The sequence below is a fragment of the Cypionkella sp. TWP1-2-1b2 genome (assembly GCF_049896245.1).
Taxonomy (GTDB): domain Bacteria; phylum Pseudomonadota; class Alphaproteobacteria; order Rhodobacterales; family Rhodobacteraceae; genus Cypionkella.
In genome coordinates, this window is the sequence record NZ_JAFCTX010000019.1 from 14,739 (window position 1) to 35,746 (window position 21,008).

General features: G+C 58.7%; 28 protein-coding genes and 1 pseudogene. 21 read left to right on the forward strand and 8 right to left on the reverse strand.

The window, feature by feature from the left end; translation table 11 throughout:
- Positions 1-6 precede the first annotated feature (6 nt).
- Genes ACP7AP_RS13540 through ACP7AP_RS13570 form a run of 7 tightly spaced genes read left to right on the forward strand, consistent with a single transcriptional unit; the run spans position 7 to position 7,129 of the window.
- The gene (locus ACP7AP_RS13540) at positions 7-879 is read left to right on the forward strand and encodes an ABC transporter permease (protein WP_426034741.1); all 873 of its coding nucleotides are present in this window, start codon (positions 7-9) and stop codon (positions 877-879) included.
- Between the two features lie 3 nt (positions 880-882).
- Positions 883-1,899, forward strand: coding sequence for a quaternary amine ABC transporter ATP-binding protein (locus ACP7AP_RS13545; RefSeq protein WP_426034742.1), 1,017 nt, complete (start codon positions 883-885; stop codon positions 1,897-1,899).
- Between the two features lie 21 nt (positions 1,900-1,920).
- The gene (locus ACP7AP_RS13550) at positions 1,921-3,372 is read left to right on the forward strand and encodes an aldehyde dehydrogenase family protein (RefSeq protein WP_426034743.1); all 1,452 of its coding nucleotides are present in this window, start codon (positions 1,921-1,923) and stop codon (positions 3,370-3,372) included.
- Positions 3,369-4,373 carry a membrane dipeptidase gene (locus ACP7AP_RS13555; protein WP_426034744.1) on the forward strand — a complete coding sequence of 335 codons (1,005 nt, stop codon included), beginning with the start codon at positions 3,369-3,371 and terminating at the stop codon, positions 4,371-4,373. Before ACP7AP_RS13550 ends, ACP7AP_RS13555 begins: the two co-directional genes overlap by 4 nt.
- Positions 4,370-6,049: a hypothetical protein gene (locus ACP7AP_RS13560; protein WP_426034745.1), complete on the forward strand. Its 1,680-nt coding sequence runs from the start codon at positions 4,370-4,372 to the stop codon at positions 6,047-6,049. Before ACP7AP_RS13555 ends, ACP7AP_RS13560 begins: the two co-directional genes overlap by 4 nt.
- Positions 6,050-6,054: 5 nt before the next feature.
- Positions 6,055-6,738, forward strand: a complete 684-nt coding sequence (locus ACP7AP_RS13565; protein WP_426034807.1) for a DUF3726 domain-containing protein — start codon at positions 6,055-6,057, stop codon at positions 6,736-6,738.
- Positions 6,739-6,754: 16 nt separating this feature from the next.
- Entirely contained in the window at positions 6,755-7,129 is a 375-nt protein-coding gene (locus ACP7AP_RS13570; RefSeq protein WP_426034746.1) for a RidA family protein, read from the forward strand.
- A 711-nt stretch (positions 7,130-7,840) separates the two neighbouring features.
- Here the strand turns inward: ACP7AP_RS13570 and ACP7AP_RS13575 are convergent.
- Positions 7,841-8,713, reverse strand: coding sequence for a LysR family transcriptional regulator (locus tag ACP7AP_RS13575; protein WP_426034747.1), 873 nt, complete (start codon positions 8,711-8,713; stop codon positions 7,841-7,843).
- Positions 8,714-8,808: 95 nt separating this feature from the next.
- On the opposite strand from ACP7AP_RS13575, the gene ACP7AP_RS13580 reads away from it, so the two are divergent.
- The 8 genes from ACP7AP_RS13580 to ACP7AP_RS13615 all read left to right on the forward strand — a co-directional run bounded on the left by ACP7AP_RS13580 (position 8,809) and on the right by ACP7AP_RS13615 (position 13,722).
- The gene (locus ACP7AP_RS13580; RefSeq protein WP_426034808.1) at positions 8,809-9,033 is read left to right on the forward strand and encodes a putative inorganic carbon transporter subunit DabA; all 225 of its coding nucleotides are present in this window, start codon (positions 8,809-8,811) and stop codon (positions 9,031-9,033) included.
- Positions 9,030-9,389 (forward strand): hypothetical protein, encoded by a 360-nt coding sequence (locus ACP7AP_RS13585; protein WP_426034748.1) that lies wholly within the window; start codon positions 9,030-9,032, stop codon positions 9,387-9,389. Before ACP7AP_RS13580 ends, ACP7AP_RS13585 begins: the two co-directional genes overlap by 4 nt.
- The gene (locus ACP7AP_RS13590; protein ID WP_426034749.1) at positions 9,371-10,459 is read left to right on the forward strand and encodes a restriction endonuclease subunit S; all 1,089 of its coding nucleotides are present in this window, start codon (positions 9,371-9,373) and stop codon (positions 10,457-10,459) included. Before ACP7AP_RS13585 ends, ACP7AP_RS13590 begins: the two co-directional genes overlap by 19 nt.
- A 79-nt stretch (positions 10,460-10,538) precedes the next feature.
- On the forward strand, positions 10,539-10,952 hold the full coding sequence (locus ACP7AP_RS13595; RefSeq protein ID WP_426034750.1) for an MbcA/ParS/Xre antitoxin family protein: 414 nt from the start codon (positions 10,539-10,541) through the stop codon (positions 10,950-10,952).
- On the forward strand, positions 10,946-11,656 hold the full coding sequence (locus ACP7AP_RS13600; protein WP_426034751.1) for an RES family NAD+ phosphorylase: 711 nt from the start codon (positions 10,946-10,948) through the stop codon (positions 11,654-11,656). Before ACP7AP_RS13595 ends, ACP7AP_RS13600 begins: the two co-directional genes overlap by 7 nt.
- A gap of 83 nt (positions 11,657-11,739) precedes the next feature.
- Positions 11,740-11,871 carry a hypothetical protein gene (locus ACP7AP_RS13605; RefSeq protein ID WP_426034752.1) on the forward strand — a complete coding sequence of 44 codons (132 nt, stop codon included), beginning with the start codon at positions 11,740-11,742 and terminating at the stop codon, positions 11,869-11,871.
- Positions 11,872-12,098: 227 nt separating this feature from the next.
- Complete coding sequence (locus tag ACP7AP_RS13610; RefSeq protein ID WP_426034753.1) at positions 12,099-13,142, forward strand: hypothetical protein; 1,044 nt, start codon at positions 12,099-12,101, stop codon at positions 13,140-13,142.
- Between the two features lies 1 nt (position 13,143).
- Positions 13,144-13,722 (forward strand): hypothetical protein, encoded by a 579-nt coding sequence (locus tag ACP7AP_RS13615; RefSeq protein WP_426034754.1) that lies wholly within the window; start codon positions 13,144-13,146, stop codon positions 13,720-13,722.
- Between the two features lie 463 nt (positions 13,723-14,185).
- Here ACP7AP_RS13615 and ACP7AP_RS13620 read toward each other — a convergent pair whose 3' ends face one another.
- The 3 genes from ACP7AP_RS13620 to ACP7AP_RS13630 form a co-directional block, all read right to left on the reverse strand.
- Complete coding sequence (locus ACP7AP_RS13620) at positions 14,186-14,665, reverse strand: VOC family protein (protein WP_426034809.1); 480 nt, start codon at positions 14,663-14,665, stop codon at positions 14,186-14,188.
- A gap of 79 nt (positions 14,666-14,744) precedes the next feature.
- Entirely contained in the window at positions 14,745-14,999 is a 255-nt protein-coding gene (locus ACP7AP_RS13625; protein WP_426034755.1) for a hypothetical protein, read from the reverse strand.
- Positions 15,000-15,080: 81 nt separating this feature from the next.
- A complete protein-coding gene (locus ACP7AP_RS13630) occupies positions 15,081-15,287 on the reverse strand; it encodes a hypothetical protein (RefSeq protein WP_426034756.1) in 207 nt (68 codons plus the stop codon).
- 322 nt (positions 15,288-15,609) lie between these two features.
- Here ACP7AP_RS13630 and ACP7AP_RS13635 point away from each other — a divergent pair, with 322 nt between their 5' ends.
- The 4 genes from ACP7AP_RS13635 (at position 15,610) to ACP7AP_RS13650 (ending at position 18,658) form a co-directional block, all read left to right on the forward strand.
- Positions 15,610-16,368 carry a PRC-barrel domain-containing protein gene (locus ACP7AP_RS13635; protein ID WP_426034757.1) on the forward strand — a complete coding sequence of 253 codons (759 nt, stop codon included), beginning with the start codon at positions 15,610-15,612 and terminating at the stop codon, positions 16,366-16,368.
- Positions 16,369-16,440: 72 nt separating this feature from the next.
- Positions 16,441-17,505: an NADP-dependent oxidoreductase gene (locus tag ACP7AP_RS13640; RefSeq protein ID WP_426034758.1), complete on the forward strand. Its 1,065-nt coding sequence runs from the start codon at positions 16,441-16,443 to the stop codon at positions 17,503-17,505.
- Complete coding sequence (locus ACP7AP_RS13645) at positions 17,502-18,179, forward strand: type 1 glutamine amidotransferase domain-containing protein (protein ID WP_426034759.1); 678 nt, start codon at positions 17,502-17,504, stop codon at positions 18,177-18,179. Before ACP7AP_RS13640 ends, ACP7AP_RS13645 begins: the two co-directional genes overlap by 4 nt.
- 86 nt (positions 18,180-18,265) lie before the next feature.
- On the forward strand, positions 18,266-18,658 hold the full coding sequence (locus ACP7AP_RS13650; RefSeq protein WP_426034760.1) for a DUF3775 domain-containing protein: 393 nt from the start codon (positions 18,266-18,268) through the stop codon (positions 18,656-18,658).
- A gap of 166 nt (positions 18,659-18,824) precedes the next feature.
- Here ACP7AP_RS13650 and ACP7AP_RS13655 read toward each other — a convergent pair whose 3' ends face one another.
- From ACP7AP_RS13655 to ACP7AP_RS13670, 4 genes are read right to left on the reverse strand one after another with little or no spacing between them, the layout of a single operon-like run.
- Positions 18,825-19,367, reverse strand: coding sequence for a DUF3489 domain-containing protein (locus tag ACP7AP_RS13655; RefSeq protein WP_426034761.1), 543 nt, complete (start codon positions 19,365-19,367; stop codon positions 18,825-18,827).
- Positions 19,368-19,379: 12 nt separating this feature from the next.
- Positions 19,380-19,604, reverse strand: coding sequence for a hypothetical protein (locus ACP7AP_RS13660; RefSeq protein ID WP_426034762.1), 225 nt, complete (start codon positions 19,602-19,604; stop codon positions 19,380-19,382).
- Entirely contained in the window at positions 19,594-19,821 is a 228-nt protein-coding gene (locus ACP7AP_RS13665) for a hypothetical protein (RefSeq protein WP_426034763.1), read from the reverse strand. The genes ACP7AP_RS13660 and ACP7AP_RS13665 overlap by 11 nt, the downstream gene beginning before the upstream one ends.
- Before the next feature lie 14 nt (positions 19,822-19,835).
- Entirely contained in the window at positions 19,836-20,030 is a 195-nt protein-coding gene (locus ACP7AP_RS13670) for a DUF6900 domain-containing protein (protein WP_426034764.1), read from the reverse strand.
- A gap of 116 nt (positions 20,031-20,146) precedes the next feature.
- On the opposite strand from ACP7AP_RS13670, the pseudogene ACP7AP_RS13675 reads away from it, so the two are divergent.
- A pseudogene (locus ACP7AP_RS13675) lies at positions 20,147-20,400 on the forward strand (hypothetical protein); the annotation flags it as partial.
- Positions 20,401-20,630: 230 nt separating this feature from the next.
- Entirely contained in the window at positions 20,631-20,927 is a 297-nt protein-coding gene (locus ACP7AP_RS13680; protein ID WP_426034765.1) for a PRC-barrel domain containing protein, read from the forward strand.
- Positions 20,928-21,008: the final 81 nt, after the last annotated feature.

A 21,008-nucleotide genomic window follows, 5' to 3' on the forward strand; every position in this document is an offset into this window, starting at 1 on the left:
ACCACCATGGCCGAAGGCTTTCCCGAACTGTTCGATGTCCGTGCCTTTGGACGCGCTATAGATTCCGGCTTCAACCAGATCGTTGCCGATTATGGCCAAACGCTTGAGGCGATCTTTCTGCCCGTTCTCAAGCTGTTGCTGGTGATGGAGAAAATCCTGCAATGGCTGCCGTGGTGGGCGGTTCTGCTGGTGCTGACGGCACTCGCCTATGCCGCCTCGCGACGCTTGACGGTGGCCCTGACAGTAGCCTCCATGACCTTTTGCATCGGTCTGATTGGCGTGTGGGACGCGGCGATGGCGACCATCGCGCTGATGGTGGTGGCGACCTTGCTTGCGGTTGTCATAGGTCTGCCGATTGGCGTGGCCATGTCACGTTCGAAACGAATGCAATCTATCACGCTTCCGGTGCTGGACGTGATGCAGACCATGCCGATTTTCGTCTATCTGATCCCCTTCGTCATGCTGTTCGGTCCTGGCAAAATTCCCGCCCTGCTGGCCACCATCGTCTTCGCCATCCCGCCAGTGATCCGCCTGACCAACCTTGGCATCCGGGGCGTGGACGCGGAAATCGTGGAAGCCACGCGGGCTTTCGGTGCCTCCTCTGGCCAGATCCTGTTTACCGTCCAGATCCCGCTTGCGCTGCCGACCATTCTGGCGGGCATCAACCAGACCACGATGATGGCGCTGTCGATGGTCGTCATCGCCTCGATGATCGGGGCGGGCGGGCTTGGGTATCAGGTCTTGCAAGGCATCCAGCGGCTGCAGATCAGCAGCGGTCTGATGGCCGGGCTTGGCATTGTTCTGTTGGCCATCATCTTCGACCGGATCGCGCAGTCTTACGGCAAGCGGATGCAGACCTCCCTGAAGCTGGAGCACTGAGTCATGGCATATCCTTTTAAGATCCGCGTCGAGCATGTGTCAAAGGTCTTTGGTCCCGATCCACAAACCGCGCTGGCCAAGGTCAACGCGGGCATGTCCAAGACTGACCTCCTTGTGCAAAGCAAGAATGTCCTGGGCCTGCACGACATCAACTTGAACATCCGCGCTGGTGAGACCTTTGTTATCATGGGCCTGTCGGGCTCGGGCAAATCCACCCTGATCCGCCACTTCAACCGCCTGATTGAACCGACCGCTGGCCGGATTCTGGTGGATGATGTCGACGTGCTGACACTAAACGAGGCCGCGCTACGCGCCTTTCGCCGCAAGAAAATCTCGATGGTGTTTCAACGATTTGCTCTTTTGCCGCACAAGACGGTAATGGAAAACGTGATCTACGGGCTGGTGATTGACGGTATGCCCAAGGCGCAGGCGCAGGCCAAGGGGACCGAACAGATCACCCTCGTAGGGCTGGCGGGGTTTGAAAACCACTATCCGGGCCAGTTGTCAGGCGGCATGCAGCAGCGCGTCGGTCTGGCGCGGGCCTTGGCGACCGATGCTGAAATCCTTTTGATGGACGAGGCGTTTTCAGCACTCGACCCGCTGATCCGCCATGACATGCAGTTGCAATTGCGAGACATTCAGGCCCGGCTGCACAAGACCATCGTGTTCATCACCCATGACCTGGACGAGGCGCTGTTGATTGGTGACCACATCGCGATCCTGAAAGACGGCTTGCTGCGGCAGGTTGGCACCGGGCCCGAAATTCTGGTGGCCCCCGCCGATGACTACGTCGCCCGCTTTGTGCGCGACGTGAACCGGGCGCGGATCGTCACTTGCGGCGATCTGGCGGCCCCGGGGCAAGGGGTGGGCGACACGGTCCTCACCTCTGAGCAAACGATTGAATCCGCCTATGCCGCGCTGGCCTCCAGCGATGCGCCGATTACAGTGCGACACGCCAATGGCGATCTGGCAGGCGTTTTGACCCGGCAACGGGTGTTTGATGCGCTGGCACGGACCTGAGGCCCAAAGGAAGACATGACCATGACGCTTGAAACCCGCAACCATATCGCAGGCCGTTGGCAGGACGGGGCTGAGACGCAGCCGAACGTCAACCCCTCGGACCTGACCGACGTGATCGGCCAATACGCTCAGGCCAGCGCCGCGCAATTGGACGAGGCGATTGCCGCCGCACGTGCCGCGCAGCCCATTTGGTGGGCCGCAGGGATCCAAAAGCGGCATGATGTGCTGATGGCGATTGGCACCGAATTGATGGCCCGTGCCACCGAAATCGGCAGCCTTCTTGCCCGCGAGGAAGGCAAGACGCTGGCAGAGGGCAAGGGCGAGGTTTACCGCGCCGGTCAATTCTTCACTTACTACGCCGCCGAGGCCCTGCGTGTCATCGGTGACCATGCCCAAAGCGTGCGCCCCGGCATTGAGATTGACGTGCGCCGCGAGGCGGTGGGTGTGGTAGCGGTGATCAGCCCGTGGAACTTCCCGGTGGCCACGCCTGCGTGGAAGATCGCCCCGGCCCTGGCCTATGGCAACGCGGTGGTGTGGAAACCGGCCAACCTGACGCCCGCCAGTGCCGTGGCGCTGACAGAGATTATCGTTAGGCAGGACATTCCGCCGGGACTCTTCAACCTCGTTGCAGGTCCGGGCCGCGATGTGGGGCAAAAGCTGGTCGAACACCGGGGTATTGATGCGATCAGCTTTACCGGATCGGTTCCCGTCGGACGCAGGATTGCAATGGCTGCCATCCAGAACATGACCAAGGTTCAGATGGAGATGGGGTCGAAAAACCCGATGCTGGTCATGGACGACGCCGACCTTGATTTGGCTGTCACCCATGCCGCTGGTGCCGCCTTTGGCGGGACCGGACAGAAATGCACGGCGGCCTCGCGGTTGATCGTTCATGCTTCCATCCATGACGCATTTGTCGAAAAGCTGGTTGCGGCTGCCAAGGCTTTCGAAGTCGGCCATGCCCTGACCGAGGGCATGCAGATCGGCCCGGTGGTCAGCGCGGGGCAACTGGCGCAGAACCTCGATTATGTCCAGATCGGTAGGGCCGAGGGCGCTGAACTTCTCTGCGGTGGCACCAGGCTGGACCGCAACACCGAGGGCTATTTTATGGCTCCCGCCGTCTTGGCCGGAACCCGCAACGATATGCGTGTGAACCGCGAGGAAATGTTCGCCCCCATCACCTGCGTGATCAAGGTTGACAGCTATGCCGAGGCCCTCGCCACCGCCAATGCCAGCGAATTTGGCCTGACCGCTGGCATCATGACCCGCAGCCTTGCCCGCGCCAGCCATTTCCGCGCAAATATGCGGGCGGGCTGTGTCATGGTGAACCTGCCCACGGCGGGCACCGATTACCATGTGCCCTTCGGCGGGCGCGGCGCGTCAAGCTATGGCCCGCGTGAGCAGGGGTCCTATGCCTCGGAATTCTACACCACGGTCAAGACCGCCTATGTAGCGGCAGGAGTCCCGGAATGACCCCCAGAATTGACGGGTTGCAATATGCCAACTGGTCGGAAAAGATCTTCCGCCAATTGCGCCAAGGCGGGGTGGATGCGGTGCATGTCACCATCACCTACCATGAAACCTTCCGCGAAACCGTGCTGAACATCGAAGCCTGGAACCGCTGGTTCGAATGCTTCCCCACCCTGATCTTTCAGGGCCGCACTGCTGCCGATGTGGCGCGCGCCCGCGCCACCCGACGCACGGCGATCTTTTTCGGCTCGCAGAACCCCAGTTGCATGGAAGACGACATTGGTCTGGTCGAAGTACTGCACACCCTCGGCCTGCGCTTCATGCAGTTGACCTACAACAACCAGTCGCTGCTTGCGACCGGCTGTTATGAAGCTGAAGACTCCGGCCTGACCCGCATGGGCCGCGCCGTGGTATCCGAAATGAACCGCGTCGGGCTAGTGGTGGACATGAGCCATTCCGGCGAAAGATCCACCCTTGACGCCATCGCCCATTCCACACGGCCCATCGCCATCACCCATGCCAACCCGGCCACTTGGCACCCGGCACTGCGAAACAAGTCCGATAAGGTTCTGCGTGAGCTTTCGGCAAGTGGTGGCATCCTTGGCTTTTCGCTGTATCCGCATCACCTCAAGGGCGGCTCGCACTGTACGGCGCAGGAATTCTGCCAGATGATTGCCCGCACGGCAGACCTTATCGGCATTGGGGCCTTGGCCATCGGCACCGATCTGTGTCAGGACCAACCCGATTCCGTGGTGGAATGGATGCGCTCGGGGCGCTGGACCAAGGCCATTGATTTCGGCGAGGGTAGCGCTGAGTCACCGGGTTTTCCACCAATGCCCCAGTGGTTTCAAAATAACTGCCATTTCGGCGCCATCGAGTCCGGACTGCACGATTTCGGCATGTCGGGGTCTGAGGTGGCGGCCATCATGGGCGGCAACTGGCTCGACTTCTTTTCCCGCAGCTTTACCTTTGAATCGGTCAAACAGGAAAGGGCAGCCGAATGAGTGTGCTTCAGCAATCCGCCACCTCGGACATTTTCGCCTTTTGTCGTCCGCCCTCGCAGGTAATGCGCTTGGCCCGTATGGGCAGCGCCCATCCTACAAGGTTGTCGTTCTTGCGCGTTGTCTTGCGCCGGATGGTTGCCGAAGGCTGGCAGTTTGACCGCCCGGTCTGGCAGATGGATGCCAAGGGCGTTGGCCGCGCTGTCTACCGCGCAATAGGGCCAGAGCGCACCTACAGCCTGGTGGCTTTTGCCCATGATCTGCCCGATCACTTGAGGTCAGACCGGGTCATTGCTACCGCTTGGGATGCGACATTCGCGCTGTTCGACGGCACGCCCGATGCCGCAGATCTTGACCGTCTTGCCGCCAACGTGCCCTTGCAAGAAGCCGGGCGTGTCTCGGTCAAAGAACTTGCGCTCAGCCGCGCCAACCGGTCAGTCCGCTTGTTCGGGCATGTGGTGGACCGGCTGTCAGTCGGCCAACAGCCCGATCTGGCCGAGATTGAGGCAGTGGGATACCTGATGCGCACAACGGCGGTCTATGGGTCGGGCAAGTTCGGTGCGGCTGACCGTGCCGTGATCGCGGATCGCCCCGAACTTGCCGGGCCATTTCGGGCTGAAATGCTGTCGGTGTGGCTGACTCGCGCGTTCACAGTTGATCTGGTGGAACATATGGCAAGGGTAAGAGGTGGCGACACAGCCGTGCGTCTGGACAAAGACCTGCGCAAAAGGCTTGGCGTCGGCAACTCAACTGGCCTTGGCATGGCACCCTTCCTGGTGCGCCACCCAGTTTTGCTGAACAACTGGATGCAGGCGCGGGAGGAGGCTCTGGCGCGCGTTCGCGCGCAAGCTTTCGCATCCCCGAACTCAGTTGCCGGGCTGCGTGCGGCCCTCACAGCGGCGCAGGACAACGCTCGGACTTGGGCCTCGGAACATCCAGTGCAACTGGCAAAATTGGTCGATCTGCGCCGCGACTTGACCCTCATCGAAGCCGCGCTGGACGGGTTTCCAACCGGTGACCAGCCCTGGAACGCGCTTTGGCTTTGGGCCGAGGCCAATCTGTCGGTTGAGGGGCAGGAAGCCCTGCTGGCCATGATGCTGGAACCCCACGGCGATCTGATCGATGATCTGGCCGAGACGATGAGCACCGATGAAGCCTCCGCCTTCACGCTGGATGGCAGCGTAAGGGTGGTGGATTTTCGTGCCGACCTGGCCGCACGATACGGCTGGGCGTTGGGCTGTGACTACACTGCTCGGGCAGATGTCGCCCGGTTCTGGTACGTGTCCGAAGAAAAACTGGAGCCACGTCTCGGCGAACGGTTTACCGATGAGGGTGCAGCACTGGAACAACCACTGGGCATTGGCAGACTGGCCGCCGATCTGGCCCGCGATCTGGCCGACTGGCCGGATGAAGACCCTCTGGCCGCCTTTTTGCTGGCCCATCCCGAACATCGACTGATGGCGCGGCGCGTACAGCAATCTGCCCGCAGCCCTTATGCCGAGATTCAGGACAATCTCTTAGCCGCCGACATGCTGCCAATCGATATTCTGCGCTGCAAACTGGCGTTCTTTGGTGCCAGCCACTTTGATCCGCGGTCCGACAAGTGGGTGCGTATCAGCCTTTACAAGGGCGAACCCTTTCCCGACGACTTGGGCACACGGCAGGCATCTGTCAATTGACCGATATGAAGCACACCAACGACCGGGTGATCCTGTCGCGGAATGAGACGGAAAGCTTGTGCATGAAGGCCGCCCGTGGTGCAGGCTTCAGTTGGGGACTGGCCGAGGAAGTGGGTTTTGCCACAGGTTGGCTTGCCGCGCAGGGGATAGATGGGGCCGCGGCACTTCTGGAGATGTTGACCCGAAAACTGGTACGACCGGCAATCATCGGCACGCCCAGACCCGTGCCGGGGCATTGGCAAAGCTTCGACGACAGTCCCCTGTGCCCGATCCAGCTTGGCGTCGCACTGGTCGACCGCGCAGCGCTTGAAGACAGCCCGTTCAGCCAAGTAACGCTGCTCGATCCGGTGGAAACACCACTTTTGCTGCTGCCTTTCCTGGTTCGCGCGGCCCAGATCAGTCAAAGATCGTTGACGCTTGACTGGCAAGGGGGCCGTCTGGTCATCACGCCGGACGGTACTTTTAATAGGCAGGCAGCAGTCGCCTGGATCGATCCAAATGCGCTGGCGATGAAGATCACAACGTCATCGAACGTCAGCGTGGAGCAATTGTCGGCAGACCCAGCCCACCTTCCGTCCATTCTGGCGTCAACTATGAACGGGCTTGGCGCCATTGCCCTTAAAACGACTGTTCCCGCAACGAATGCCTCCCGAAGCGGCGCTGGAAGCGCCACAACCGACAATGACTGACCCCAAAGGACTGCAAATGAACCTTACGCGCCTGAATCCTGGGCCACGAATGAGCGAAGCTGTGACCGTAGGCGAAACGGTGTACCTTGCTGGGCAGATTCCGCACAGCCTGACCGCGGACATCACCGTTCAGACACGCGAAGTTCTTGCGGAGATTGACGCGGTGTTAGCCCAACTGGGAGGCAGTAAATCCGACCTGGTATCGGTTCAGGTCTGGCTCAGCGACATGGCAGATTTTTCCGGGATGAACTCTGTTTGGGATACATGGGTTGACACCACCAACCCGCCTGCACGGGCGACCTGCGGCGTCGACCTGGCGAGGCCAGGAATGCGAGTTGAGATGATAGCGATTGCCCGTCTGATGGGCGCTGTTGAAAGGCACCCGTCATAGCGATGAATTCCTCTTTACACGAAGCAGTTGAGACCAGATGCATTACCCGAGATATCGCTGGGCTACACGTCCCCGCGCGTGTGCAGACGCGATTGGAAGCCGATGCAAATCACGACCTCCGCGGCGCAAATGAGAATGAAAACGCCACCGTTCCCGCTGAGCGCTTGGGTGGTCTGAGTCGAGCACCATCTCTACAGCGTCTATAGGTAGCAACGAGCCGCTCACGACCCTGTCGTTGAACGAAATCGGTGCGACCACCATAGCCAGCCGCTTCTGTTTGTTTATGATTTTCGCTTTGCTACCAAGGACTTCGCGCCCTCTTGCTTCCGCAGTGCTTCCGGGCAATATCGCAACGCAAAAAGCGCCCCTGGGGGCGCTTTGCAAGTAACTGATAACACCAGATATTTTGGTTGCGGGGACAGGATTTGAACCTGTGACCTTCAGGTTATGAGCCGTAATTTGCCAAAAGTTGAAAAATGAGCGACTTCAGACTCTTACCTGATAAGCATTTGATAGCACGACCTTTGTTGGACTGGATTGGCATGGTTTCACCGGGTTCCGGCGGAACAAGACATGCACAGAACTGCATTCAAGGGTTGACCAGGCGTTGACAAGAGCTGCTGCTAGGATCCTCGAAAGATCATCAGTTAGACTCCAAAAAACCCTCGTCGCCGTCCTTGCGCATCGCCGTAAAGGGCGGAGACCCTTTGCTCAATACTTCAGCAATAGGGTCAGCAGCGGATTGGGAAATCGTCGCTCTCGGGTGATGGCATAAAAGGTTTCAGACATCCCCTCGATCTGCGCGGCCTCGACCAGAAGACCTGTCGTCAATTCGTCCTGCACCACGATGGACGGGATTACCGCCAGCCCTGCATCCTCACGGGTCAGAAGACGCAGCATGGCCATGTCATCTGCCTCGGCGGCGATGACCGGTGCCAGTTGCAGCCGCGCGGCCAAGGCATCGAATGCCAAGCGCAAGGAGGTGCCCGGGCCCGGCAGGATCAGCGGCTCTTCGGCCAGCAGCTCCAACAATGGGCGTGGCAAGGTCCCCACCCGAGTTGGCGTTCCGATCAGACTTACGGGTTGCTGGGCCAGCTGATGCACCAGCAAGAGGCTGCCCGCCTCACGGCTTGGCGCAAGGTTCGTCAGCACTACGTCCAGAGCAAGAACATCGAGGTCGCGCAGAAGTTCCGCCTGGCTACCGGACCGCAGCACTACATCGACATCCGCGCGTCCGATCAGCGGCCGCACGAACTGCATCTGAAAGTTGCGCGATAGCGTCGCCAAAGCGCCTACCCGCATGGGACGTCGCGCCTGACCCGTCTCGCGCAGAGTCGCGGTCAAATCATCGGCGGTGCGAAAGATCGCCTCGGCATGATCAAGCGCGATCCGCCCGGCCTCGGTCAGAACCAGGCCGCGCCCGCGTCGTTCAAAGAGATCATGGCCCAAAGTAGCCTCAAGCGTCTTGATCTGGGTGGAAAGGGCCGATTGCGACAGGTTCAACCACCGTGCAGCGCCAGTCAACGTGCCATCGGTGGCGACCGCGCGGAACAGACGGAGGTGATGCAGGTTCAGGACATCCATTTATTTCACCAAACAGAACAATATGATCTAAAATATGTATTTTTCTGGAAGTTACGCAAGCGCTATCTAAACGGCCATATTTCTCGAATAGGAGCCTGCCGGATGACACTGCTTCCATCCTTGACCCGCTGCGACTTTCGGTGATGATCGAAGCGCCGCAGACGGCAATCTCGGATGTGCTGGCCCGCTACGACGGCATGCGCGCGCTGTTCGACAACGGCTGGTTGCATCTGTTCGCGCTGGAGTTGGGCCGGATCGCCGCCCGCTATCGGCCCGGACTGGCGTGGCAGAGCCAAGCCACCATGCGGCAGGCGGCATGACTCTGCCCTCCCGCGCCGCGCTTGGCACGATGCACGGCAAGGAAGCAGCGCTAGCGCCGCCCCTAGCCGCCCTTGGAATCACCCTAATCCGGCCCGAGATCGACACCGACCGTTTCGGCACCTTTACCGCCGAAACGCTTCGGTCTGGCACAATGGCGGATGCTGCGCGCGCCAAGGCCAAGGCGGCCATCGCCGCAACTGGCCTGTCTGTCGGCATCGCCAGCGAGGGTGCCTACCTGCGGTACCCAAACTTCGGTTTCCTGAATTCAAAGAGCCTTGGAAGCCGGGCCATGCTGGCGACGCATTCAAGAACAGCCGCGCGAAAGGAGCCGCTGGCTTGCCCATCTATTCGGTGACGATGGACCGGGGCCTTGTTCGGCGCGACAGCATGGACAGACACATGGCGGCCGATGCCGCTGACGGCCGGAACCTGCGGGCTCAGCGAGGCGACGTCGTCTACAACATGATGCGCATGTGGCAGGGGGCCGTCGGTCTTGCCCATGAAGAATGCATGGTCAGCCCGGCCTATGTCGTCCTTTCCCCCAAGAAGCAAACATCGTCCGGGTTCTTCGACCAATGGTTCAATGCTAGGCGGATGCTTTACCTGCTCGGGGCTTATTCGCACGGCATCACCAGTGACCGACTGCGACTGTATGCAGATGACTTTGCGCGCATTCCCCTGCATCTGCCCACACTTGACGAACAACAGAGGATCGCGGCGTTTCTGTCGGAGGTGGATGGCAAGCTTGCGGCGCTGGCGGCAAAACAGGCGGCGTTGGGTCAATTCAAGTCCGGGTTGATGCAAAAGCTGTTCAGCCAGGAGTTTCGCTTTACAAAAGATGGCGGGCAGGCGTTCCCGGATTGGCAGGAAAAACGGCTGGGAAATGTAGCAACATTCCAAAAGGGAAAGGGTATTGCAAAGGGCGATATTGCTCCGTACGGCGCGACGCCCTGCATCCGCTATGGGGAAATCTACACACATTACAGCGAAACGATTCGAACAATCCTGTCTCGAACCAATGTGCCGACCCGAGAATTAACGCTCAGCCAGTCGAATGATGTGATCATTCCCGCATCCGGTGAAGATCCCCTCGCAATGGCGCGGGCATGCTGCGTTTTGCAAGAAGGTGTGGCACTCGGCGGGGATATCAATGTTCTTCGTTCACAGGTGGACGGAGTCTTTCTTGCGTACTATTTGACCCACGCCAAGCGGATTGAAATAGCAAAAATTGCGCAAGGCAATTCAGTGGTCCATCTTTACTCTGCCCAGCTGAAGCAACTCGCGATCTCTGTGCCGCATCCGGACGAACAACTGAAAATCGCCAAGGCCCTCTCGGCGATGGATGCCAAAATTCAGGCGGTCACGGATCAAGCCACCAAACTTCAGACCTTCAAAAAAGGTCTGTTGCAGCAAATGTTCGTGTAACACCCGAGCAGCGCTGGCGTGCTGTTGACATTTTGCAGCTTTTTCGAATATACCTGCCATATGCCACAGGAGGAAGCGCATGCCACAGCTACACCTGATCGAACAGCCCCCGGTGCCGCCCGTGCAGCAGATCACCCCGGTCGAGGTGCAGGCGATGCAGCGCGCTTTTGTCAATCTGGCCGAGAAGTGGGATATCACTGACGATCAGGCGGCGGTGCTGATGGGCGATATCTCGGTCCGCACCTTCCGGCGCTGGAAGGCGGGCGATCTGGGCCGCGCCGGTGTGGACACGGCCGCGCGCCTGTCGAACTTGATGGGCATCCACAAGGCACTGCGCCTGCTGTTCAAAGAACCCGTCCGCGGCTACGGCTGGATCAAGCGACCCAATGACGTCTTTGGCGGGGCCCCGGCACTTGACGTGATGCTGCACGGTCAGTTGACCGACATCATGCGCGTGCGCCGCTATCTCGATGCGATGCGCAGCCCGTGGTAGCAGCGCCGCCCGACGTCCCTTTGGTGCGGCTAACATGGGACCGGTATCATCGGCTGATCAATTCCGCCTATCCGCCAATCGACCTATTCGAGGATATCTCCGACCCCGCCGACTGGCTGCTGATCGGCGCGGGCGAGGGTAAGACCAACCCACGGATTGCCCAGACCATCGGAAATCTTGATCTGGTCCCGCCCGGACGGCGGGTCGGCGGACCAGGCGCGTCATATGTCATGGCACCTTTCACCCATGTCAGCCCCGACCATCCGGGGCGGTTTCACGATGGCACCTTTGGCGGGTTCTACGCTGGCGAGAGCTTCGAGACCGCGCTGTTCGAGACCGTGCATCACACGCAGATATTTTGTGCCGTGACGCATGAGGTGCCCGGCTGGATCGCCGACAAGCGCGAACTGGTGGGACGTATCGACGCCACGCTCACCGACATTCGCACCGACTTCCCCGCGTTGCTGGCCCCCGACTACTATGGCGCGTCGCAGGCGTTTGCGCGCAGCGCGAAGGCTGCCGGATCGGACGGGATCGTCTATCCCTCAGTCCGCAACCCCGGCGGCACCTGTTTCGTCGCCTTCTACCCCGATGTCATGGCCCCACCCGTTCAGGGGCGGCACATCAGCTATCATTGGAACGGCTCCCGGATCGACATGATCAAGGATCTTGCCCACTCTGCCGTTTATTCGATTTCGCCCTGAGGCATTTTTCATGATTCAATCCGAAGCGCAGCTTGAAACAGGTCTAGTCAAACGGTTGCAGTCTCTGGGCTGGGAAACCGCCCTTGCGGGAAGCGGTCATCGACGTTCTGGAGCAAAAGCCCAAGATCCTAGAGCGCAAGAAAATCACTGAGCGGATCATCGACAAGCTGCTGGGGCTGGTCGCGACGTTTGATGATGGGTTGGGCGGGATATGACAATCCGGGTGAAGGTGGGTGTTCATCGACCGAGTGTCCACAGTCAGGCTGCCAGCAGAAAACTTCTGACCGCGAAAGGCGTACTAAGTTGCGCTAAGGTAGGGGGGAAATCGAAAATCGTTCACAACCATAAGATGCTGTATTTTTCTGCACTCTGAGCATAACGTTCCGAAAATTCTCACTAAGCGAAGGGTCCACCAATTGAGCAGCGAGGCAATCAGTAAGCAATGACGAAGCCAAACTACCGCTACCACAAAGTTCATTATCGCCGGATAGAAGCCAAGGCTGGAGAACTTTCGTTCGAGCAGCTGTGCCGAGAGGCTCTGGAAGCGATGGACTCGCACGGCCAAGCGCTATCGATGCGTCCGGATGATCGTGTAATGAGCGTTTCGGATGGCGACGTCCAGAAGCAGGTCTTGATGAACCGGGTGGCTGATCTAACCACCGCGGTTTTTGGCGAGATCTGTCTTGTTCTCCCCAACGATCTCCAAGCGATGCTTCGGCGTTCGACCAAGCAACTGAAATTGTCAAACAAAACGGTGGCAACAGTCTTTGATCTTTCGGAAGCCCATGCCCCAGCCAATAGCCAGTTTATACGTGGAACTGCGTATTGGCTCAGCATAGGAAACAACCTTTTCTTCATTCAGCTGAACGCCCTTTCCTCGCGTTTTGTGCAGTCCTATCTGGAATGGCTCGTCAAATCAGTTGCTGCGAAGCGTGGTGTAGTTCGAACGGTCGAGTCCTTCCTCGTTGAGGTTGACGTGTCGAAAACGGGTGACAAGGGCATAGGAGAAATTAAAAATCTGCGCATTTCTGGCAGTTCTCCTCGAGGTTTGCCAGTCTCGGTAGATGACGACGAAAAAAAGCGCCCGACGAGCAGAAGGGTCAAGAGCGAGCATCAAGTTTCGGCACTCGCCATGCCGCTGGTCGAAGCCATTCTGGGAAAGCAGCGAGCCAAAAGTCTAGCCGACAGTCTTGGGCCGGATGAATATCTGTCTGCTAGCGGTGAAGTTCGCGTGTCTGGCAGCCGAACTGAACAATCTCGTGAACGCATCCGGAAAATCGCGCATGAGATCGCCGACACAACGGATGCAGAGGTGACGGTCGAAGGTAAGGATGGCAAGATCAAGTCTGGGGACGTCATCCTCCGAACCGACATGCCATTCGCTCTGCCGGTGGAAGGCGGGACCCTGCTCGATTTTGACAACGTGGCGGACCAGTTGCAGAAAGTCTATGAGCGCTTTGTAGAAGACAAGAAGATCGATCCATAAAATGATGAGGTTGCTGCACATCTTGCTACCGGCAATTGCGGCCTACTGCTTCTGGCGGTGGGTTACCTTCGCGCAACTTCCCCTCACCCTTTCTCAGATGACCAGCGCTCTTTCAATCTTCATCGCCGCTGTCCTCGTTCGTCTCGCCCGTGGGATGCCAACATTGGATTGGAAAACGGTTCCGATCGAGAAAAGAAAATTACTAACCGGTCAACTTGTTGATGTTTCGCGAGAATACGCCGGTCTTCTGGCGTTGCTGATGCTTCTTCTAATCATGGCTTTTTCTATCGGGAGCACTTCAGTTTGGTTGGCAAGTCTCGATGAGGTATGGGGTCGCATGGTCTCTGCCGCCACTGGCTTTCTGGTCGTGCTCTCCATACTTCGGTTCGGCTACGTTGTGTGGCGAGACTTGGACATTGTTTCGCTTCAAAAAGTTGTCATCGATGAAATGGCAGATCAAGAGCGTGCCGTAAAAAATGCGGAGATAGCGAGCGCAAAATTGCAGCAAATGCGGCAAGCCAATTTGTCCGGCGGGCCTGGCCCCGCAATCGAAACTCTTGATGACAGCGAACAACGCTAGATCGCGAATTTTTGGTCAATTGAACATCCCCACAGGATGCAATCATGCGCTCAATTAAATGCCACTAAACGGACACGCCACGAGGCCCCCCTGGCATGGTTCCTCCTCGGCCCTGTTTGTATACGGGGGGGCGCAGCGCGGCATTTCGCTAGCGTCTAGCTTTTTCACCGGGGAATCCAGGCGGAATCCACTTGGTGAAAAATCTTGCGTAAAAAGTAGCAATATCAATATCTTATTAAATCACGATCTGGCCGTGCTGGATTCTTTTGCGGAAGCCACCTGAGCCAGTTTGCGGAAGCCAGCAAATCCACTTGGTGGAAGCCACCCACTCCGGAATCCACCCCCGCAAAGCCACAATGCGTCGCGATTTTTCGGCCGTGCCCGCCCGTGGCGGCGCAATCATTTGGAACGTAGGCGCGACCGACATAGTCGTCCAGAAGCCCTTCCCGCGGCAACAAGTCAGTTAGCCCCGGCGGGCGGACTCAATCGCTGCGACGTCGATTTTCTTCATATCCATCATGGCCTCGAACGCGCGCTTTGCTTCAGCGCCACCAGCCGCCATCGCCTCGGTCAGAGCGCGCGGCGTGATTTGCCAAGAGATGCCCCATCTGTCCTTGCACCAGCCGCAGGCACTCTCCTGCCCGCCATTGCCGACGATGGCATTCCAGTAGCGATCGGTTTCGGCCTGGTCGTCGGTGGCGATCTGGAACGAAAACGCCTCACTGTGTTTGAACGCGGTGCCGCCGTTCAACCCGAGGCAAGGGATACCTGCTACAGTGAAATCGACCGTCAGCACGTCGCCAGCTTTACCGGACGGATAATCGCTTGGGGCAAGGTGGACTGCGCCGACCGCGCTCTCAGGAAAAGTCTCGGCGGAGAAGCGCGCCGCCGCTTCGGCGTCCTTGTCGTACCATACGCAGATTGTGCTCTTCGCAATTGCCATCGCTTGCCCTTTCCCTGTTAAATCAGTTTTCGGCTCAGTTTTCATGCGTCACCTGAACTTCTCGCTAACGATGGGTGAGTCAATCAGCCGAGGCATAGAGCAAGGCAATGTCACGGTGAAACAGCTCGCAAACTTCACTTTCCGTCAAAACTATTGCCCGGTCCGGCTGCAGAACGATCACACATCCATTGGCAAACCGATATTCCCGGTCGCCGCTCGAAAGGAGCATCTGAACAGGTACCTCGTCCATCGGACGATCTGAAACTGACGGCACAGGTTCGACACAGGCGGACAAGAGTAGCGGCAGCAGAAGCTGAAGCTGAATTGATCTCATCTTTCGTCCTCCGGTTTCCACCAGTCGACGATGATGGCGCGAATGAACTTTGCGGGATTGCTGCGGGCCAAAACGCTGAAATCACTCCCCGCCGTTTGTTGCCCGGTCATTCATCCGCGCCTTGCGATCCCCCGCTTCGCGGTTCGCGCCACCAGCATTGGGCTCGGTATTGCCCTTTATCTTGCCAGCATGTTTTGTTGCAGCGTGGTTCATTTTTTGCTTCTGCGCTTCGGCCTGAACGTTGAACTTCGTGTCGTCAGCCAGATTGTCGAGGTTCTGTTTGGTCATGGCAATTTCCTCCTTCATGGAGGATCAACGCGCTGGTCAGGATCGGGTTCCCCTTGATGGCCGCTGCGGCCATGCAGGACAGTCTGTTGCGCTGGCAAGGCCAACCTGCATCAAAAAAGCCAGGAACGATATCGCCCGCAATGCGTTGTCATTGGATGGTAGTTCTGCCCTGCTTGCGCCTGCCCCGTTGTGTCGCGCACAGCCCGAACCCATAACCGAACTATTCCATGAGCGAATTTGTACAAGGCGCATCGCGCCAAAGGAGTTGAACCCATGTTAATCAGGGCAACGGATACAACTGGTTACGATGTAAAGGCCAGCGATGGCACCTTGGGGGAAAGTGGTTGATTTGCTGTTTGATGATGCCAGCCGGACGGTGCGATTGGTGGTGGTTGAGACGGGCAACTGGTGGGCGGACCACCGCGTTCTGATCCCGGGGTCCGCACTTGGTCATCCCAACACAGCGGCGCATATCTTCCCGGTCAACCTGACGATGGCGCAGGTCAAGGGCAGCCCGGATGTCGACACCCACCGTCCGGTGTCGCGTCAGTTCGAATCCAGCGCCTATGACTATTATGGCTTCAGCCCCTATTGGGGGACCGATCTTTATATGAGCGGTTTCGCTTATTGGGGTGGCATGGTGCCGATGGCGCCGTCTCTGGAAATGGAACGGCGTGAGGAAGAAATCGCCCAGATGATGCGTCAAAACGAAGACGCCAACCTGCGCAGTGTGACCGAGATCAGCGGCTATCACATTCATGCCACCGATGGCGACATTGGCCATCTGTTGGATGTGTTGATCGAGGATACGGATTGGTCGCTGCGCTATCTGATCGTCAACACCAGCAACTGGTGGCAGGGCAAAGAAGTTCTGATCTCGCCACGATCAACGCAATCCATCCGCTGGACCGAGCAGCTGATCTACCTGGGCGTCACCCGCGACCGTATCCGAACCAGTCCGGCATATGACGCGGACCGCCGGATCGACGCGGCTTTTGAGGCGGATATGGCCAGCCACTACGGCCCGACAAAGCCAGCCGACGCGGCCATAGGCGGCGGGAATTTTCTGAAGGTGAGGTAGAAGCTCGCCCTTGGGCCGCCGAAAAACGGGCAAGCCGTGCCAGATATCCGCCAAGTTCAGCAGGAGTTGATGATGTTGCAGACAGATACCCAGAACCGCCGGTTCGTTTTGGCCGAGCGCCCGAAAGGCGAGCCGACATTGTCCACTTTGCGGTTCGATTCGACCCCAATTCCAACGCCGGGGCCGGGACAGATGCTGTTGCGCACAGACTATCTGTCGCTCGACCCGTACATGCGTGGCCGGATGAGCGACGCGCCCTCCTATGCCGCCCCGGTGGCCGTTGGCGGCGTGATGGAGGGCGGCACGGTTGCACAGGTCGTCACATCGCATGTGGCCGGTTTCAGCGCGGGCGACCGGGTGCTGTGTTTCAACGGTTGGCAGGACTATGCCCTGTCCGATGGCGTGGGCGTCACCTTGCTGGATGCAGGCATGGCGCATCCGTCTTGGGCACTGGGGATTTTGGGGATGCCGGGCTTTACGGCCTGGGCGGGCTTGACGCAAATCGGGGTGCCGAAGTCCGACGAAACGGTTTGTGTGGCCGCCGCAACCGGGCCTGTCGGGGCGACGGTGGGCCAGATTGCCCGGCTGATGGGCTGTCATGTGGTAGGCATCGCAGGCGGGGCCGAGAAATGCGACTATGCAGTGGCATCGTTGGGGTTTGACGCCTGTATCGACCACAAATCTGCCGACTTCGCCACAAAGCTGCGGACGGCGGCGCCCAAAGGCATCGACGTCTATTTTGAAAACGTCGGTGGCGCGGTGTTTGACGCGGTCCTGCCTCTGCTGAACGCGCGCGCCCGCGTGCCTGTCTGCGGCCTTGTCTCGCAATACAACGCAACAAGCCTGCCTGAAGGGCCAGACCGGCTATCTTTGCTGATGGGCCAGATCCTGCGCAAGCGGCTGACGATGCGCGGGTTTATCATCTTTCAGGACTTTGGGCACCTATATCCCGAATTTGCCAAAGCGATGGGCGCATGGCTGGCGGCAGGTCAAATACAGTACGTTGAGGAGATGATCGAAGGGCTGAAGGCCGCGCCACAAGCCTTTATCGGCCTGTTGCGCGGTGAAAACTTTGGCAAGCGGGTGGTCCGTGTCGGGCCATCGCAGATGATAGAGAACAAGGAAAACCGCGCATGAATATCCTGATGGTCCTGACCTCGCATGACACGCTGGGCGATACCGGCAAGAAAACCGGCTTCTGGCTGGAAGAGTTTGCAGCACCCTATTATGTCCTGTCGGAAGCGGGGGCTACAATCACGCTGGCCTCGCCAAAAGGCGGCCAGCCTCCGCTAGACCCCACAAGCGATGCCCCCGACGCCCAGACCGACGACACGCGGCGATTCAAGGGCGATGCCGCCGCACAAGCGGCACTGGCCAACACGATCAAGCTGTCAGACCTTGATCTGGCCGACTTCGATGCCGTGTTTTACCCCGGCGGCCATGGACCGCTGTGGGATCTGGCCGAAGACCCGGTCAGCATCCAACTGATCGAGTATTTTGCCCAAGGCGGCAAACCCATCGCCGCAGTTTGCCACGCGCCCGCAATCTTTCGCCACACCAAGGCAGCCGATAGCAACCCGCTGGTATCGGGCCGCAATGTCACCGGGTTCACCAATACCGAAGAGGCTGCGGCTGGTTTGACCGAAGTGGTGCCGTTTCTGGTTGAAGATATGCTGGTGGCGAACGGCGGCGTCTACTCCAAGGGTGCCGACTGGGCGTCGCATGTCGTTGTCGATGGCAAACTGATCACCGGGCAAAACCCGGCCTCGTCCAAAGAGGCCGCGCTTGCGTTGGCTGCGTTGCTGGCCTGAGCCGTGACCGGCGGCTTTGCGGCCCTGCCTGATCTGAAAAGCTGCAAAGCACTTTCCTCAAGACCCCAATTGCACAGGAGTTACCCATGCCCGCACTTCCGTTTGACGATGCCGAGATTGAAGAACTGGTGCTGCGCTTCAACGCCGTGATGGCCAAAGAGGGGATGGATGTTGACGATCTTGGCGGCAATGCCACGGACGACGAGGTGGCAGAAACCTTGCAGGAAACGCCGGGCGATCTGAGCCGCGACGAGATCACGCAAGAGATTGAGAGCATGAATGACGAACAGAAAGATGCGCTGGTCGCCCTGTTCTGGATCGGTCGCGGCGATGCGGAACCTCAAGAATGGGAGGCGACCAAAGCCCTCGCGCGCCAACAACATGACGGCCTTGTCAGCCGCTATCTGCTTGGACAGCCGGAAGTGGGCGAGTTCCTGACCGAAGGTCTGGAGAAGATGCTGGAATACGGTGTGGACTGATCCCCGCTTTGCGCTCAATCAAAACAGTAATGGAGCGTAGCGGTCACCACTGCATCTGAAATGCATTGCCTGATCCAGTCCCCCATCTCAGCACATACGCAGCCGCGCCGCAAAATCCCGAAACGGACGACCAAAGGAGTTGCTTAAAGCGGCGGTTGGATCAACTCTATTGGGATATCAGGATCCGATAAACCCGCCCTCTGCCTTCCTCCTTCGCCGAAGTCACAATTAGCCCCAGTTTTTTGCCCAGCGCACCCGATATCGTCCCCCTCGCAGTATGAGCCAACCATCCCGTCGCCGCGACGATTTCGGTGATGGTGGCACCTTCGGGTGCTTGAAGCATCGCGATCAACATGGCCTGTTTCGTTCCGACGCGCTGGGCCGACGGCATAGGCTTCGGCACCTCAAACGGATGTTCGGCTGTGGCGATCACCGTCTTCACGACCACCGGCTCGATCCCGACGGCCAGTAGCCCCGCGTCCGTCACCACCAGCGTGGTGCCGTGCCCGTCACCGGTTTCTCGCCAAAGCGGCTCATTCCGGCGTAGGTTGGCGTCGACTTCCTGCAGCCAGCCATGTTCGATCATCTTGTTGACCGCCATTTTCGCCGCAGCACCAGCCAACCCATTGGGCAGCGGCATGGCGATGTTGTCCGCGCGCTTCGCCCCGGCGCTGAGGATGATGGTCTGAGTTTCGGTGAGTTTGGTCATGTTGGGTTCCTCTTACTGGTCGTGTTCGGCAAGGAAGTCTGCAATGCGCGACAGCAAATCGTTGTGGCCATCTGCGTCCGCCCCGAGGATTACATCGCCATCATCGTCGCGCTCCAGATCGGCGATCTCGCATAAGAGCGCGATGGCGTCGTCGCAGGTGGCGAGGCGTTCGGCCTCCCATGCGGCGGTGATGGCATCGTGTTCCTTCTGATGGCGCTGGGCGGGATCAATCGGCATGCTCGCCCTCCTTGAAGGCGCTGTCGGTGATCTGGCGAAGCAGGCTGGCGTAATGGTTCAAATTGCCGACGTGGCCCCAGTTGATAGCGTCGGGGTGGGTGTCGAAATGGTCGTCGCTGAGGGACTTGAGGCGTTCCAGCATCGCGTCGATCTCGATCTTAGCTGTCAGGAATGCGGTCAGGACTTTGGAATTGGCAGTGGTGCGGCGGGTGTTCATCGCTGTGCTCCTGTTCAGCGCGTTGCGGCTTGACCAGCGGCGAAAGCCGCTTCCAGTGCAGCGCGGATCGACCAGACCGCGACATCGTGGAAGTCGAGGCCGTCGCTGTTTCGGGTTTCCAGTGTTTCCAGGCGGAAGTGCTTGGCTGCGATTTCCAGCAGCAGGGTTTCGCTCGGGGCTTTGGCGGCGGCTGCGGTCTTGGCGGTCACGGCGTGGTCTCCGGGGTGAGATGCATCGTTTTCGTGTAATCAGATTCGCTCTTTCCCGGAGTGTAATCAACTGAATAACAAGCAATATCATTACTTTACGAGAGGCGCACGACAGAATGGACGGGATGAGCGAGCGCGAATACTCCAGTCACTCCGGACTGTCGCGCGGAGCGATCCAAAAGGCCCCCAAGACGGGACGGCTGATGGTTCATGGCGATGGGTCGATCAATGCAGCGGCATCCGATACGCGCCAATCAGTGATGATAGATCCGGGCCAATACCGCCGCACAACTGGCGGAAACTCCAGCGGAGACAGTTGCTTTCGGGGCCGTCCGACATCTTGTCCTATCTCAAAGTCAGGACAGCGATGCCAGCCCGCAAATTCTAAAGGTATGTAACCTGCAGTGGTTGACTGTTGGCTATGCTGCGGAATTTCTGCGCACAGGGACGTGTGAATTACCCCTTTTCGATTTGGGTTATGCCTTTCCCATCAGATGGCTATATCCTGTTTTGCGGCGGCAACAGCGGAACGCAATGTGAACTTGCGCGTTGCTGATAAGAGCATTTTAGCTCTTGTCTGAACCCAAGGAGACCTACCAAATGGATCATTCATCACACGCACTGCTTGTCGACAGCGAACTCAATGAGGAATACTTGCTCGATTCCGTCGTCTACGGCGCTGACGATCAAAAAATCGGGACGGTGTCACATGTTCACGGTATGGGAGCCGCCACCCAAGTGATCGTTGATGTTGGCGGTTTTCTTGGTATCGGCGCGAAACCGGTTGCACTTACCACCAGCCAGTTGACGTTTATGCGTGACGAAGACGGCGACGTACATGCGGCCACTACTTGGACCAAGGAACAAGTCAAGGCCTTACCCGAACACCACCACTAAACCCTACAGCGGCAGCGTGCGAGCATCTGGAAACATTCGGGGCGGCGAGTGCTGTAGTCGGCCCGTTCGATTGATAGGGGT

Bases quoted from the DNA above. Each gene is read 5' to 3' on its own strand.
- ACP7AP_RS13540 (WP_426034741.1), top strand. From the start codon at position 7: ATGGCCGAAGGCTTTCCCGAACTGTTCGATGTCCGTGCCTTTGGACGC.
- ACP7AP_RS13545 (WP_426034742.1), top strand. From the start codon at position 883: ATGGCATATCCTTTTAAGATCCGCGTCGAGCATGTGTCAAAGGTCTTT.
- ACP7AP_RS13550 (WP_426034743.1), top strand. From the start codon at position 1,921: ATGACGCTTGAAACCCGCAACCATATCGCAGGCCGTTGGCAGGACGGG.
- ACP7AP_RS13555 (WP_426034744.1), top strand. From the start codon at position 3,369: ATGACCCCCAGAATTGACGGGTTGCAATATGCCAACTGGTCGGAAAAG.
- ACP7AP_RS13560 (WP_426034745.1), top strand. From the start codon at position 4,370: ATGAGTGTGCTTCAGCAATCCGCCACCTCGGACATTTTCGCCTTTTGT.
- ACP7AP_RS13565 (WP_426034807.1), top strand. From the start codon at position 6,055: ATGAAGCACACCAACGACCGGGTGATCCTGTCGCGGAATGAGACGGAA.
- ACP7AP_RS13570 (WP_426034746.1), top strand. From the start codon at position 6,755: ATGAACCTTACGCGCCTGAATCCTGGGCCACGAATGAGCGAAGCTGTG.
- ACP7AP_RS13575 (WP_426034747.1), bottom strand. From the start codon at position 8,713: ATGGATGTCCTGAACCTGCATCACCTCCGTCTGTTCCGCGCGGTCGCC.
- ACP7AP_RS13585 (WP_426034748.1), top strand. From the start codon at position 9,030: ATGACTCTGCCCTCCCGCGCCGCGCTTGGCACGATGCACGGCAAGGAA.
- ACP7AP_RS13595 (WP_426034750.1), top strand. From the start codon at position 10,539: ATGCCACAGCTACACCTGATCGAACAGCCCCCGGTGCCGCCCGTGCAG.
- ACP7AP_RS13610 (WP_426034753.1), top strand. From the start codon at position 12,099: ATGACGAAGCCAAACTACCGCTACCACAAAGTTCATTATCGCCGGATA.
- ACP7AP_RS13615 (WP_426034754.1), top strand. From the start codon at position 13,144: ATGATGAGGTTGCTGCACATCTTGCTACCGGCAATTGCGGCCTACTGC.
- ACP7AP_RS13620 (WP_426034809.1), bottom strand. From the start codon at position 14,665: ATGGCAATTGCGAAGAGCACAATCTGCGTATGGTACGACAAGGACGCC.
- ACP7AP_RS13625 (WP_426034755.1), bottom strand. From the start codon at position 14,999: ATGAGATCAATTCAGCTTCAGCTTCTGCTGCCGCTACTCTTGTCCGCC.
- ACP7AP_RS13630 (WP_426034756.1), bottom strand. From the start codon at position 15,287: ATGACCAAACAGAACCTCGACAATCTGGCTGACGACACGAAGTTCAAC.
- ACP7AP_RS13635 (WP_426034757.1), top strand. From the start codon at position 15,610: ATGGCACCTTGGGGGAAAGTGGTTGATTTGCTGTTTGATGATGCCAGC.
- ACP7AP_RS13640 (WP_426034758.1), top strand. From the start codon at position 16,441: ATGTTGCAGACAGATACCCAGAACCGCCGGTTCGTTTTGGCCGAGCGC.
- ACP7AP_RS13645 (WP_426034759.1), top strand. From the start codon at position 17,502: ATGAATATCCTGATGGTCCTGACCTCGCATGACACGCTGGGCGATACC.
- ACP7AP_RS13650 (WP_426034760.1), top strand. From the start codon at position 18,266: ATGCCCGCACTTCCGTTTGACGATGCCGAGATTGAAGAACTGGTGCTG.
- ACP7AP_RS13655 (WP_426034761.1), bottom strand. From the start codon at position 19,367: ATGACCAAACTCACCGAAACTCAGACCATCATCCTCAGCGCCGGGGCG.
- ACP7AP_RS13660 (WP_426034762.1), bottom strand. From the start codon at position 19,604: ATGCCGATTGATCCCGCCCAGCGCCATCAGAAGGAACACGATGCCATC.
- ACP7AP_RS13665 (WP_426034763.1), bottom strand. From the start codon at position 19,821: ATGAACACCCGCCGCACCACTGCCAATTCCAAAGTCCTGACCGCATTC.
- ACP7AP_RS13680 (WP_426034765.1), top strand. From the start codon at position 20,631: ATGGATCATTCATCACACGCACTGCTTGTCGACAGCGAACTCAATGAG.